The organism is Kineothrix sp. MB12-C1 (assembly GCF_030863805.1).
Taxonomy (GTDB): domain Bacteria; phylum Bacillota; class Clostridia; order Lachnospirales; family Lachnospiraceae; genus Kineothrix.
In genome coordinates this window covers 967,913-981,446 of sequence record NZ_CP132957.1, presented here as the reverse complement: position 1 = coordinate 981,446, position 13,534 = coordinate 967,913, and the positions used below count along the sequence as shown (strand labels likewise).

General features: G+C 42.2%; 10 protein-coding genes, 2 pseudogenes and 1 riboswitch. Of the genes and pseudogenes, 9 read left to right on the top strand and 3 right to left on the bottom strand.

Annotated elements, in window-relative coordinates; translation table 11 throughout:
• Positions 1–127: 127 nt before the first annotated feature.
• The 4 genes and pseudogenes from RBB56_RS04595 (at position 128) to RBB56_RS04580 (ending at position 4,128) form a co-directional block, all read left to right on the top strand.
• Positions 128–976: a M55 family metallopeptidase gene (locus tag RBB56_RS04595; protein ID WP_306721221.1), complete on the top strand. Its 849-nt coding sequence runs from the start codon at positions 128–130 to the stop codon at positions 974–976.
• 157 nt (positions 977–1,133) lie between these two features.
• Positions 1,134–2,138: pseudogene (locus tag RBB56_RS04590) on the top strand (IS1182 family transposase); the annotation flags it as partial.
• A 263-nt stretch (positions 2,139–2,401) separates the two neighbouring features.
• The gene (locus RBB56_RS04585; protein ID WP_306721219.1) at positions 2,402–3,091 is read left to right on the top strand and encodes a response regulator transcription factor; all 690 of its coding nucleotides are present in this window, start codon (positions 2,402–2,404) and stop codon (positions 3,089–3,091) included.
• Positions 3,088–4,128, top strand: a complete 1,041-nt coding sequence (locus tag RBB56_RS04580) for a sensor histidine kinase (protein WP_306721218.1) — start codon at positions 3,088–3,090, stop codon at positions 4,126–4,128. The genes RBB56_RS04585 and RBB56_RS04580 overlap by 4 nt, the downstream gene beginning before the upstream one ends.
• A gap of 181 nt (positions 4,129–4,309) precedes the next feature.
• Here the strand turns inward: RBB56_RS04580 and RBB56_RS04575 are convergent, their stop codons facing one another.
• A complete protein-coding gene (locus RBB56_RS04575) occupies positions 4,310–4,924 on the bottom strand; it encodes a TetR/AcrR family transcriptional regulator (RefSeq protein ID WP_306721217.1) in 615 nt (204 codons plus the stop codon).
• A gap of 145 nt (positions 4,925–5,069) precedes the next feature.
• On the opposite strand from RBB56_RS04575, the gene RBB56_RS04570 reads away from it, so the two are divergent.
• The 5 genes and pseudogenes from RBB56_RS04570 (at position 5,070) to RBB56_RS04550 (ending at position 11,570) form a co-directional block, all read left to right on the top strand.
• On the top strand, positions 5,070–5,552 hold the full coding sequence (locus RBB56_RS04570; protein ID WP_306721216.1) for a GNAT family N-acetyltransferase: 483 nt from the start codon (positions 5,070–5,072) through the stop codon (positions 5,550–5,552).
• A gap of 399 nt (positions 5,553–5,951) precedes the next feature.
• A pseudogene (locus tag RBB56_RS04565) lies at positions 5,952–6,257 on the top strand (ABC transporter ATP-binding protein); the annotation flags it as partial.
• A 66-nt stretch (positions 6,258–6,323) separates the two neighbouring features.
• Positions 6,324–8,315: an ABC transporter permease gene (locus tag RBB56_RS04560; RefSeq protein ID WP_306721215.1), complete on the top strand. Its 1,992-nt coding sequence runs from the start codon at positions 6,324–6,326 to the stop codon at positions 8,313–8,315.
• Positions 8,316–8,509: 194 nt separating this feature from the next.
• Positions 8,510–9,175 (top strand): ABC transporter ATP-binding protein, encoded by a 666-nt coding sequence (locus tag RBB56_RS04555; RefSeq protein WP_306722091.1) that lies wholly within the window; start codon positions 8,510–8,512, stop codon positions 9,173–9,175.
• Between the two features lie 10 nt (positions 9,176–9,185).
• Positions 9,186–11,570 carry an ABC transporter permease gene (locus tag RBB56_RS04550; RefSeq protein WP_306721214.1) on the top strand — a complete coding sequence of 795 codons (2,385 nt, stop codon included), beginning with the start codon at positions 9,186–9,188 and terminating at the stop codon, positions 11,568–11,570.
• Between the two features lie 77 nt (positions 11,571–11,647).
• Positions 11,648–11,737, top strand: a riboswitch (cyclic di-GMP riboswitch).
• Between the two features lie 364 nt (positions 11,738–12,101).
• Here the strand turns inward: RBB56_RS04550 and RBB56_RS04545 are convergent.
• Both RBB56_RS04545 and RBB56_RS04540 read right to left on the bottom strand, forming a co-directional pair.
• The gene (locus RBB56_RS04545) at positions 12,102–13,010 is read right to left on the bottom strand and encodes an IS3 family transposase (protein ID WP_194150597.1); all 909 of its coding nucleotides are present in this window, start codon (positions 13,008–13,010) and stop codon (positions 12,102–12,104) included.
• Positions 13,007–13,348, bottom strand: a complete 342-nt coding sequence (locus RBB56_RS04540) for a transposase (RefSeq protein WP_236875328.1) — start codon at positions 13,346–13,348, stop codon at positions 13,007–13,009. Before RBB56_RS04540 ends, RBB56_RS04545 begins: the two co-directional genes overlap by 4 nt.
• Positions 13,349–13,534: the final 186 nt, after the last annotated feature.

Genomic DNA, 13,534 nt, shown 5'->3' with positions numbered 1-13,534 from the left:
CACGGCGTTAGCCGTGACGGAGGAAGTTGCCCAAAGCCTACGGTTTGGAGGCAGAGCCTCCATGCGTCCCACTTTGTCAACACGCTGTGCCGCCTCCAAGGCGGCTTTATTCACAGGAGGAATATTTATGTATCCATCCGCAAAACAGTTGATCATCATAAGCGATATGGAAGGCGCCAGCGGTATTTTCGAGCATAACAAGGCCGCACTGTATAACGGCGGCGAGCAGTGGAGGGATTACGGCCGCCACTGCCTGACAAGCGATATACTGGCCGTTTCCGAGGCGGCGCAGGCCTGTGGAATAGACGATATTCTGCTGTATGATGCCCATTACGCAGGCAATGCCGAATACAATGTTATTTTGGCCCAGCTGCCCAAAACCGTGCGCGTTTTTGATGTGCTGGATCGCTGCACCTTTTGGCGCAGGATTCGCGGCCAGGCGCAGCAGCATCCCTTCGGGCTGATTACCGTAGGCCAGCACGCGCGCAACGGCGAGCCGGATGCCTACTTTCCCCACACCATCCAGTCCCCGCCGATGGCATCGCTGCTGGTCAACGGCCGCTCCATTGCGGAAATCGGCAGTGCCGCCTACCAGTTTTGCGGCACCCCGTATTTAGCCAACATCGGCTGCCAAGCATCCATGAAAGAGGCAACGGAAATATGCCCCACCGTACACTGCATCCCAGTGAAGGATAAGCGTACAGGCTGGCAGCCCAGCCCGCAGGAAACCTTCCCGCTGATAAAAGAGGGTGTAATTCAGGCCATTACACAGGCGGATCAAAAGCAGTTGATCGCTCTGGATGGCCCCTATGCCTTTGAGATGACCCTTACCCCCGGCTTTTACTTTCAGCCGCCACAGCATCTTAGCTGGGTTGGCAGTTTTGCCGATCATGCCGCGCACTGGCTTGCCCCCAGCGTAGAGATAGGGCTGGAGCTGTTTGAAAACGTGCGCAGTTGCATTCGTCGGTGTACATAAACACTTGCTTACTCCTCTGGCAACATTTTACTTGCTGCAAAATATCAAAAGCACTCGGGGCAACCCGAGTGCTCAGACTGAAGACAAAGTCCGTGAAATCGGTAAAATTCAGGGACTTTGCGCCATGGAAATGGTATAATAAGGAGGTAGGGGTGGAGTGATTGCTGCAAAAAATAGCGGAAAGCCACGCGGACAAATCCGGCTGGTCAGTATCGACGATCTGGTGCCGGCAGAGCATCTGGTGCGCAAGATAGAAGCCGTGATGGACTGGAGCTTTATCTATCCACTGGTAGAGGAAAAGTATAGTGCAGACAATGGCCGGCCCAGCCTCGACCCGGTGATTTTGATGAAAATTGCGGTTATCCAATACATGTTTGGAATCCGAAGCATGCGACAGACCATCAAAGAAATTGAGGTAAACACGGCATACCGGTGTTTTTTGGGACTGGACTTGCTGGATGCCGTTCCGCATTTTACAACCTTCGGAAAAAACTATTACCGTCGTTTTGCAGACACCGACCTTTTCGAACGCATTTTTGCTCAAGTATTGGAGCAGTGCATGAAGTGCGGTTATGTGAAGGACGGCGCCGTATTTGTAGATGCGACCCATACCAAGGCGAACGCCAATAAGAATAAGAGGCTGAAGGTGCGGGTTCTGAGGGAGAGCCATGCCTATGAAAAAGAACTGCGCAAAGAAATTGACCAAGACCGTCAGTCCCACGGTAAAGATACGTTTAAATCCGGGGATGATGATGGCGATGAACCACCCAAAACGAAGATAACGGTACAGAGCACGACGGACCCCGACAGCGGAATGTTTGCCAAGGGCGAGCATAAGTGCAGCTTTGCGTACGAAACACAAACGGGCTGTGACAAGAACGGGTTTGTACTGGCATATGATGTATGTGCGGGAAACATCCACGACAGCATGAGCTTTTGGGGGCTGTATGAAAAGCTAAAGGCACTCACCCCCTCCATGCTGGTGGTGGATACCGGCTATCGCACCCCCGCCATCTTACGCCGCTTGCTGCTCGATGGCATCATACCGTTGACGCCCCGAAAAAGACCGATGACTAAGGAAGGTTTCTTTCGCAAATACGACTATGTTTATGATGAAAAGTATGATTGTTATATCTGTCCGAATAACAAGACGCTGGCATACCTTATAAAATGTCTGGAGGACAATATCCCTTATCAGGGATTCTTTCATGAGATTTATTCAAGCGATGCACCTTTTACGTATGAAGCATGTGAGATATAGGTTAGTTTAGTTTGTGACGATTCGCAAGTAATCTCATGAGAAAAATAGCACTTAATCGTTAACAAGAGCGGATACCTTATCATGAGGTATCCGTTCCCTATATAAAAACCGAAACTATTGGCAAGCATATGAAAATGTCAATACCCATAATGGAGGTGAGTGGTATGAAAAAAATATTAATTGTCGAGGACGATACTCTTTTGAATAAGACATTAGCTTATAATTTGGTTTCATATGGCTATGAGGTTATTTCAGCAAATAACTGTGCTTCCGCCCGTTATCATCTGAAAGAGAATCATTTGGATTTAATATTGCTTGACATAAACCTTCCAGATGGAAATGGTCTTGATTTATGCAGAGAAATAAAAGAGCGTGGCATGGATTCTTATCCTATATTTTTAACTGCTAATGATCAGGAAAGCGATATGATAGAGGGCTATGAGGCCGGTGGCGCAGATTATATTACAAAGCCCTTTTCGATTGCGGTGCTTACAAGGAAAATAGCCGCTGTTTTTGAAAATCTGGATACAAGACTTCCAAGGCATGAGCTGTATGATGATGGTTTATTAAGAATAGACTTTTCAGAACAATCGGCTGTCTTGAATGGTAATTCGGTGGACTTTACTCCCAAGGAATATCGTACCTTATTTCTATTCGTTAAAAATCCCCGAATTATACTGACGAAGCGTCAATTATTGGAGAAGCTATGGGACATTGACGGTGATTTTGTAGACGAGCATACATTAACTACGACAATTAGTCGTATCCGCAAGAAAATCGAATCTGATCATCGTAAATATATAAAGACCTCTTATGGCATGGGATATCAATGGATTGGCGGCGACCATCCATGAAAACAAGCGGTTTTTCTGTTCGCAAGATTGTTCTTATAGTTTTGATCGGCGCTGTTATAACAGCATTGACGCTGATTATCGCAATGTATGCCATGACCGGCAATTCTATTATTATTTATGGCGGATTTGCACTAACCACCGCTCTGTTACTGTGGGGCGCTGTCTTTTTACGCCTATTGCAGCGGAAGTTATCGGAATTCACTTCTGATTTGTGCCGCACATTAGATGGAATGATGAATGGTAATGAAAAGCCCGAGATCAACTTGGAAGAGGAAAGTCTTCTGGCTCGTATCAGTCATCGTTTGGAGCGGCTTTATCACACTATGCAGGAAAATCGAAAAAAGCTGGAGTCAGAAAAAACAGAGCTTCAAACTCTTGTTTCGGATATTTCCCACCAAACCAAAACACCCATAGCAAATCTAAAAATGATTAATGAAACCATGCTGGGACATTCCATGCCGGAGGAAAGGCAAAAGGAGTTCCTGATAGCAGCAGGGAGTCAATTGGATAAATTGGATTTTATGATTCAGGCGTTAGTAAAAACTTCCCGACTGGAAACCGGCTTAATTGTGTTGGAGAAAAAGTCTTCTCCAATTTATGAAACGATTGTGGCGGCTGTAAATGGTGTGCTGACGGTACTGGAGAAGAAGGAAATCGGGCTTGCCGTGGATTGTTCGGAAGAGCTTTGTATTGCACATGACTCCCGTTGGACGGCAGAAGCGCTCTTTAATCTGTTAGACAATGCCGTAAAATATACACCTATGAACGGGAACATTCGTATAGTCGTGCAGGAATGGGAAATGTATGTAAAGCTTGATGTAATAGATACAGGGAAAGGGATTCCTGAAAGTGAGCAAGCGGCCATATTTAAGCGTTTCTATCGCGAGGATACCGTCCGTGAGGTGGAGGGCAACGGTATTGGGCTTTATCTGGTCCGTGAGATTATAACCAAACAGGGCGGTTACGTAAAGGTAAAATCCGAAATAAGTAAAGGCTCCATTTTCTCGGTGCTTCTCCCCAACCAAAGGCAGCTCTAAGGGCTGCCTGTCATAAACAGTATAAGAAAACTATACTGTTTATGGGCTACTGTAAAGGAAAATGTCTAAAACAAGCGTATCGTTCACAATGAGCGATACGCTTGTCCTGCTTGCTGGCTTTATCTTAGATTTGTGATAACGGAATAGCAGAAACCTTGAAAATAGTAAAATCTTATTCGGTTTATTTATCTATTATCAGTAAACTGGTTAGCATATTAGTGACTTCTTCCCTCAGTATTTCGAAGCGTATGCTTTTATGATAGCCAAATGCGTATTCTTGCCCTAATACATCTGCTAAAGTATAAATTAGATACATTTTTTCGTCTAAATTTTGTTGATTTATATTTGGGCTATCAAGTGCTTTTACAAAAGCGGATAATAGCATATCCTCATAGTTTGCAAAATGTTGCATAATTTCAGGGTCTGTTTCTTGCATTGTGCCTAATTCGTTGATAATCTGCTTCGAGTTGACATACAGGTTCCTAAATATCTCAACACATTTATCAACAAATTGTCTAATGTCAATAGGTTTCGGTGTATTTGCTAAATCATCTACCAATGGCTGAAGATGAACGTTTAGAAAACTTTCAAATGAGGCCACATAAATATCTTTCTTATCCTTAAAGTAACTGTATACTGTTCCAGTAGAGACGCCAGCTTTATCTGCTATTTCTGTTGTATTAGTATTGTGGTATCCTTTTTCACAAAAAAGCTCAAAACTTGCTTGTATTATCCTGCGTTTCTTTTCTATTGAACGCTTTTGTTGCGGCTTTCGAATAGGTGGTAAATTAGTCAATTTCAATCCTCCTCCCCTTTTGATAGTATATCACTTGGAAGATTAATTCGTCAATGAATATGAAGTTTTATTCATATTGACATCAAGCATAGAAATGTAGTAAAATAAGAATATGAAGAAATGTTCATATTTGGGGGGATTGATTATGAAAGAAATCATTTTACGGAAAATAAACAATGAAGATATTATGTTGCTTACAACATGGCTTAAAAAAGAGTATATTTTAAAGTGGTATCACGAGCCAGATGAATGGCTTACTGAAATTAATGAACGACATAGCACTTATTCATGGATACACCACTTTATTGTCATGAATGAAAATATCCCTATTGGTTTTTGCCAATATTATGATTGCTTTGATGCAAACGATCTGGAAGATTGGTATAGTGTTGCTCGAAAAAATGACACCTTTTCCATAGACTACTTAATTGGTAATGAAGCATATTTAGGGAAAGGGTATGGAAAAGCTATTGTTAGGTTATTGACTAATACTATAAAAGAAAAGGAGCAGGCAAAACAAATTATCGTACAACCGGACAAAGAAAACTTGCCATCTAATAATGTATTGCTGTCAAATGGATATATTTTTGACAAGCAGAAAGATTACTTTTACAAGCTACTTGATTAGTGCCCTAAATACCCATAATCACTACGAGATAATTTGGCTCGAAGTGACAGCACAATAAAACATGAAAAAATATCCGCCGCTTATGCGGAAAAAGAAAAAATCGTTACTCGGCGGGGAATAGTTGTGCCATAAAAGCTGTATTACTGATGAACAGCGGTTTTGAGACAAATCAAAGCTGCTGTTTTCTGCTTTTGAAGCATTTTTCCGCGTTCAATGTAAGCGTTTTGTATAGAAAGGTATCCAGGGTAAGGTCTTCCGCTAAAACGGAATTCTTGACCTTGTAATAGTACAGAGCCTCTTGGAAATGAAGTATTTCAATAGGATTTTATTTTTAGGAGATTTCTGTAACAATTGGATTTTAGAATGTACTCATATAACTTAAAAGGCAGGTGTTTAAATGTGGGTGTTTTACAAACAACAGACTTAAAAAAATATTACGGCACAGAGCCGAATCTTACCCGTGCCCTTGACGGTGTGAACTTTTCCGTGGAGCGGGGTGAGTTTATTGCCGTGGTTGGAACCTCCGGCTCAGGTAAGTCCACGCTGCTTCATATAATGGGAGGGCTGGATACGCCTACCTCCGGCAGTGTTATGGTAAATGACAAGGAGCTGGCGAAGATGAATGATGAACAGCTTACCATCTTTCGCCGCAAAAATATTGACTTTATCTTTCAGAACTACAATCTTGTACCGATGCTGAATGTCTCCCATCTTGCCGACCAGATTATTCGTATTGAAGATGGCTGGATTGTGGCGTAAGGAGGCAGAGGCATGTTTCAAAATGATAACAAGGCAGTTATAAAACGGCTTGCAAAACTGAGCCTGAAAGCAGACAAACAGCGAAACACCTTTGCTGTTATCGCAATTGCACTGACCACTATATTATTTACATCAGTAGTATCCATTGGCGTTGGAGTAATTGAATCATTGAAGCAAGTAATTGAATTAACTCTTGCAATGAATGCTTCGCTGTTTTTGGCAATAATGCCCTTCCTTCTGATGTTTATTTTTATCGGCTATCTGCTGATAAATAACATATTTGATATTTCAATTTCGAAGGATATAAGAAGATACGCCATGTGGAGGACAATAGGGACTACCCAAAGACAAATTAAAAAAATTGTTTTGCGGCAGGCCATTCAATTATCTTTTATCGGCATCCCTCTAGGGCTGTTGCTGGGCTACCTAATCGGTAAGATTTCGCTTCCACTCATGATGCAATTTCTAAACCAGGAATACTCGGATTTTCAACCCAAGATGTCGCTTAGTCCATTCATATTTATTGTTTCCTCTTTATTTAGCTTACTTACTGTTTGGGTCAGTGTTAAAAAACCAGCTCAAATCGCTACCCTCGTTTCACCTATTGACGCGCTTCGGTATACGGAAAATGGGCATATAACCAAAACCTTTTCAAAGAAAGCATCCTTCTTCAGAATTGAGAAAATGTCTTGGGCTAATTTTTTGCGTAGCAAAAAACGGAGTATATTCATCATTTTGTCGTTATCAATATGTTTCGTTTTGCTTAATTCGGTTGCTATTCTTGGTCAAAGTGTCGATACTGATAAGTATTTGCAAAAAATGATGTCTACGGATTATGTTATAGCAAGTAAGACTGCATTTTCTGCGCGCCATGGCTTTATGTATCATTCAGACGGTCTGGATGAAGCCGTGATTTCACTTGTCGAGCAACAACCCGGAATACAAAACGGTGGGAAATTATATAAAAACACCTTAGACGATTTGAATGTGACGATTGATTATGGGCAAAAGATTACGGAAACAAATGAAAGTATTGAAGGAATAAAATATGGATTTATTGTCGATGGACAGTACCCTATCGTCTTGGGAAACGATGGATATGCATTATGTAATGTTTATGGCGCCTCAACGCCTGTGCTCAGCCGACTGATGATTATTAATGGAGAAAAAGACAAAAGTAAACTGATAGAAAAATTATCAACCGGCAACTACATTATTGAAGGAGCGGAAGATGCCGAGTCTTTTCAATGCGAGATTGGTCATGAAATTGTAATACGAAAAGATGGCAAAATACTAAAAACGATGACAGTAGTCGCACAGGCTGTTCTTAACGGAACAGAACGTGAAGTATGGACGGTAAACAGTGGCTATACGACTGTCGGAGGTAATTGCCCGTTTTTCTATATGAGTGATTACAGGTTCAAAGAAGTCTATACAAAACCGACTTTAATGAACTATTCGTTTGACTTCGATAATGCGAACCAGAGTAATATAGAAAATACCCTAAATAGTTATATTCTGAAGGTTGATGCCGGGATGCAATATGGGTCAACACAGATGCTGCGACAATCAATCGATAGAATTAAGAAGATGGTCTACGTTGCGGGCGGGATATTAAGCTTTCTGATAGGATGCATTGGAGTAATTAACTTTGTAAGCATAATTAAAACGAATGCCATTACTCGGCAATATGAGTTTACTTTGTTTGAGAGTATCGGCATGACAAAAAAACAACTACGGAAACTGCTGGTTTATGAGGGCATTTATTATGCAATAATATCCGGTTTCTTTGGTATTGTAATATCTTATATTTTTAGTAAAACCTTATTGAGTAAAATGTTGAGCAGTTCTTCATTTTGGTTCTTTACGATTAATATTACGTTAGTTCCCGCATTGATTGCATTTATATTAATGCTTGGAATTTCAATGGTTGTTCCATTATTTGCTATAAAAGCGCTAAATAGGCACAGTATCATAGAACGCTTTAAAGAGACGACATGGTAGATGGGATTCTCTGAAGACACGAGAAGCGATATGTTACAAAATAACAAGCCGCAATTCCTATATGGTGGTTTGAGAATGCAGTACAGAGCCTCCTGTTAATGAAGTATATCAAGTGAATTCTTATTTTTGGGAGATTTCTGTAACAATTGGATTTTAGAATGTACTCATATAACTTAAAAGGCAGGTGTTTAAATGTGGGTGTTTTACAAACAAAAAACTTAAAAAAATATTACGGCACAGAGCCGAATCTTACCCGTGCCCTTGACGGCGTGAACTTTTCCGTGGAGCGGGGTGAGTTTATTGCCGTGGTTGGAACCTCCGGCTCAGGCAAGTCCACGCTGCTTCATATGATGGGAGGGTTGGATACGCCTACCTCCGGCAGTGTTATGGTAAATGACAAGGAGCTGGCGAAGATGAATGATGAACAGCTTACCATATTTCGCCGCAGAAACATCGGCTTTATTTTTCAAAACTATAACCTTGTGCCGATTCTCAATGTTTATGAGAATATTGTTCTGCCTGTAGAGCTGGACGGAGACACAGCAGACAGGGTTTTTATGAGTGAAGTGGTGTCTATGTTAGGGCTGGAAGAGAAGCTGAAAAACATGCCGAACAATCTTTCCGGCGGTCAGCAGCAGCGGGTAGCGATTGCCCGTGCCTTGATTACCAAACCAGCCATAGTGCTGGCCGATGAACCTACGGGAAACCTCGACAGCAAGACCAGTGCCGATGTACTGGGGCTATTAAAGCGCACCAGCGCAGAGTTCAGCCAAACAATAGTCATGATTACCCATAATAGCGAAATTGCTCAGCTTGCCGACCGTATCGTGCGGATTGAAGATGGCAAAATCGTTGGTTAAGGGGGATATTATGACATTACCATTTGAAAATGACACAGGAAATATTGTAAAGAAGCTGACAGACAGAAGCCTGAAAGCGGATAAGCGCCGGAATCTGTTTGCTGTTATTACGATTACATTTGCAACGGTGCTCCTATCCACATTGTGCTTTTATCTTTCGGCACAGAATGTAGAATTAGTGGAGCGTATCAGGGGCCAGTATCAAGCTGTATGTGCGGAAATTTCACAAGAAATGATTGATGTTCTTTCTCAGCAGCCCGAGGTTGAACAATGGGGTGTCTCTAAATCAATTAGCACTGCCCGCTATCAAGATACCGCTTTAACGGTATTATATGAAGATGAAAATCAGATCCGTCTTGCAGGACGACCGGATATAGACGGCCGCTTGCCAGAAACAGAAGCAGAGATTATGGTCGAGCTGCCATTTTTGCAGTATCTTAACCTGCCTGCGGTCACAGGACAGAGTGTGCAGTTGGATATGGGCGATGGTAGAAATCAGGATTACACGGTGACAGGCATTTTACTGAGCGAAAATACATCCCGCTCCTTTACAATTTTCACATCCAAAGCATATGCTGTTAAACGTGCATCACCTGTGCCCACTTTTGACTTTCGTTTTCGTATAGCAGGCAGTAATGAAGAAAATATGGATGCTTTAAAAGGTCAGATTAAAGAATTTTTGCTGAAACAGGGAGTCCCGGAAGATAAAATCTTCTACAGCTCCAATTACTTTGATATGGTTGGGTTTCAATCATCCGATAATACCATGCTGTATCTGGTGGGGCTGCTGCTGGTTATTGCTTGCAGTGTAGTCATATACAGCCTCTTTTATATTTCCGTGTCGGGAAAGCTGCGGGAATACGGACGCCTGAAGGTAATCGGGACAACATCCAAACAGCTAAAGCGTATCGTGCGCCGAGAAACATTGATTCTTTGCCTGCGTTCTATTCCCCTTGGAATTATTATTGCCGGATGTGCTGTATTTGCATGGATGCCCGGGTATTGGCAGTGGGGAACGAATCTGCGGTCAGCATTTGGTGTAGCGGCTATAATGACCCTATCAGTGATTTTAGCAACCCGTGTGCCAATCCGTATAGCTGGAAAGGTGTCGGCAATTGAAGCTGTGAGGATGACCTTTTATTCAAAGCAGGAAGGAAAAAGCGTTTCCAAGCAGCTGCACCGCCGTATCACGCCTCTATCTCTGGCCGGAATGAGTTTTGTTCGTAATCGAAAAAAGTCTGTTCTAACATTTATTTCTCTGGGATTAACTGCTGTTATGCTAATGTGTGTCGCTACCTATGCTGTTTCCTTTGATGTGGACAGTATGGCAGCAAAAAATCTGGGAGATGGCGGAAATTATATGCTTAGTCTTTCCCACCCCAGTTTGGAAGAACAACATACTGTACTGGAGGAAAACCCTCTTAATGAGCCGCTGTATCAAGCCTTACTCAAGTTAGATTTTGTCACCAAGATTACACGCTACAACAGCAGCTATGCAGAAGTGGAATTACCGAAAAATCCGGGTGGATTTTCGTTTGCAGGACTGACGAGGGAGCAATTCAATCAGTTTTTACCTCCTGAATTTATTATGGCAGGTGAAGCAGACTATGAGGAAATGGTTAAAAGAAGCGGTGTCATAATTGCTGATTCAGAGCATCTGCTTGCACGGTACAACAATTATGAACCAAACATAGGCGATGTGCTTTTATGCAAAGGATATGATGGACAAAGCGTGGAGATGATTGTCCTTGGAATTGCAAAGGGATCTCTTGATACCGGTGTAAGTGCCTCCCCCTTTTTGGTTACAAATGAAACGCTGTCCAAGCTTTATCCTCAAGTCAGTAACTTTAATACGGTATGGAATGTATATACGGATAAAGATTCAGAAGAAGTACGGAAGGCTGTTTTTTCCGCTACCGCCGATGGTCGGATTGATATTACATCCCGAAAGGATCTTGCGGACAGCTTAGAGGATATGGCTGGCCAGATGATAAAAGGGCTATATGCATTAGTGGTATTCTTATTCTTGTTTGCGCTGGTAAATCTGATCAATACACTTATGACGAACCTTCTGGCAAAGAAACAGGAGCTTGGAATTTTGCAGTCAGTGGGAATGAGCGGCAGACAACTGGCATCCATGCTTTCCTTAGAATGCCTATGGTATGTTGGCATTGCCCTTACTCTCGCTGTTGCGGTTGGTGCTCCTGCCGGATTTGTTATTTGCACTGCCTTTAATCAGGTCGGTATCTTTGGTACCTTAACCTATCATTTTCCATGGATGGCGGTTGCTCTGCTTACCGTAATTCTAGCGATAATTCAACTATGCTATTCAACATTGGCTGTGCATTATCTGAGAAAACAATCACTGGCCGACCGTATTAAGGTAATTGAATGAGGCTGGTCATGTAAGCAGTTTCTTTAAACTTGTATAAGCTTACAAGTTTAAGGATTTCAGTTGCCCAAAAACTAAATAGAGCCAAGGGGCAAACCCGGTGAAAACCGGGGGCGCAAAGCCACAGGGTCTAAGGCGTCACCTGACGCTACGATAGCCTGGCTGCCAAACGCCGCACAGGGTCTGCCCTCTATCCCAGAGGGTGGACCCTTGTACTTTTTTACGGCTTTTGATGGGTCATTTGGATATCGGGAATACCGGCTTTCGCTGTGCTCTGGCGGAAGAGGTATTTCTATGAGCAATCCTTTTTTCTCTCCCATGCAGAGGTGGGACTAAAGACGGCATAGTCCGTATATATCACCTTCTGGTCATAAAACTTAATATTCAATACATAAAAAAGTCAGTATTTTGCCTGTGGCAAAGTGCTGACTTTTTTCTTTCGACAGAATACCTGATACTGCGACCGAATATTCCAAAATCAGGAAATGATATTGTCAATATTGGTTTACACTTTTTTCTCAAGAATGTTCGACCTTATGCTGCCTCCTGCAATGAATCATAGTACTGCTGTCGCTTAACCATCGGAGGTAAGCCACCGTTAGCTGAACAGATTCGCCGGTTATTCCAATAGCCGATGAAGTATCTCCAAATAAGAGTTTTTAACTGTTCTACTGTCATTGAGCTGGTATCGTAACGTCCATAAAGTAATTCCTCTTTGAATCTTGCCCACATACTTTCACATCTGGCATTGTCATGGCATCTGCCACCGGCACTGTTCATGCTTTGAAGAATGCCATATTTGTTGATTGCCTTACGATATAACCCGCTGGTATACTGCGTACCTCTGTCACTGTGAAGAATAGCTCCCCTAAGCATAGGATAGGCTCTATAAGCGTTATCTAAGGTTTGTTCACAAAGGGGAGCTTTCATATTTGTATCCATGGCAAGACCCAATACCGCTAAATCGTAGCAGTCAAAGATGGCTGAAACATACAGTTTTCCATCAGAAGCTTTTATTTCAGTCATATCAGTAATACATTTTTTTAGAGGTTTTTCAGCAGTGAAGTCACGTTTTATTAAATCATCTGATTTCCGGGCTTCTTTGTCAGCTTTAGTAATACCATTAGGCTTGCGTTTTGGTTTGTGATTAAGACCAATTTCGTCCATGACACGATAAACAGTTCTCTCGCCGGGAATGTGTATACCCTCCGGCTGTTTGAGTTGTAATGCCTGATACATACGGATTCTTCCATAAGTGTCATTACATTCATCCTCACTACAAATATCAAGCATTGCATCTGCCAATTCCTGATATTTCCATGGAGCATCCTTTGCTTTTAGGTATTTATTGAATGCTTGTCTGGAAACATGAAGCACTCTGCAATAAAAAGAAATTTTGCCCTTAATCTCGCCGTCATCAGTTTTGGTTGCAATAAACATCAGTCTCTGTTTTTTGCTGACTTCCGACGGCTGGCTGCGAAAAAAGCACTGGCTTCTTCGAGAAATTCATTTTCTTCTTTTAAACGACGGATTTCCTTATCCTGCTCTTTAATGCGCTTTTTGAGTTCGATAAGCTCATCGTTAAGAGATAAGGCATTCTTAGGCGTATGAACCGCGTCATTTGCGCTGAGACGACCTTCTTTGAAGGCTTTTATCCAGGTGTACATAGTACCCTTGGGAATCCCTAATTCGTTAGCTGCTTTATGCCCACCAATTTCCTGAGCAAGTTTTACAGCTTGTGCTTTAAATTCATTGTCATAAGATTTTTGATTTTGTGCCATAGGTTGTTTCTCCTGTTCTCGTATTGATTATGATTATATATCAAAGTCCTTGAGAATAGGGTGTCAACTTTTATGATACAACATCAAAAAGAAGATGTCGTTTCCTATATAAGCGTGTCGAACCCACGTTGCCGTTCCCCACCCTCCGATCTGTTTTCGCATTTTAGAAAACAGATCGGAGGAAAG

Bases quoted from the DNA above. Each gene is read 5' to 3' on its own strand.
- RBB56_RS04595 (WP_306721221.1), top strand. From the start codon at position 128: ATGTATCCATCCGCAAAACAGTTGATCATCATAAGCGATATGGAAGGC.
- RBB56_RS04585 (WP_306721219.1), top strand. From the start codon at position 2,402: ATGAAAAAAATATTAATTGTCGAGGACGATACTCTTTTGAATAAGACA.
- RBB56_RS04580 (WP_306721218.1), top strand. From the start codon at position 3,088: ATGAAAACAAGCGGTTTTTCTGTTCGCAAGATTGTTCTTATAGTTTTG.
- RBB56_RS04570 (WP_306721216.1), top strand. From the start codon at position 5,070: ATGAAAGAAATCATTTTACGGAAAATAAACAATGAAGATATTATGTTG.
- RBB56_RS04560 (WP_306721215.1), top strand. From the start codon at position 6,324: ATGTTTCAAAATGATAACAAGGCAGTTATAAAACGGCTTGCAAAACTG.
- RBB56_RS04550 (WP_306721214.1), top strand. From the start codon at position 9,186: ATGACATTACCATTTGAAAATGACACAGGAAATATTGTAAAGAAGCTG.
- RBB56_RS04540 (WP_236875328.1), bottom strand. From the start codon at position 13,348: ATGGCACAAAATCAAAAATCTTATGACAATGAATTTAAAGCACAAGCT.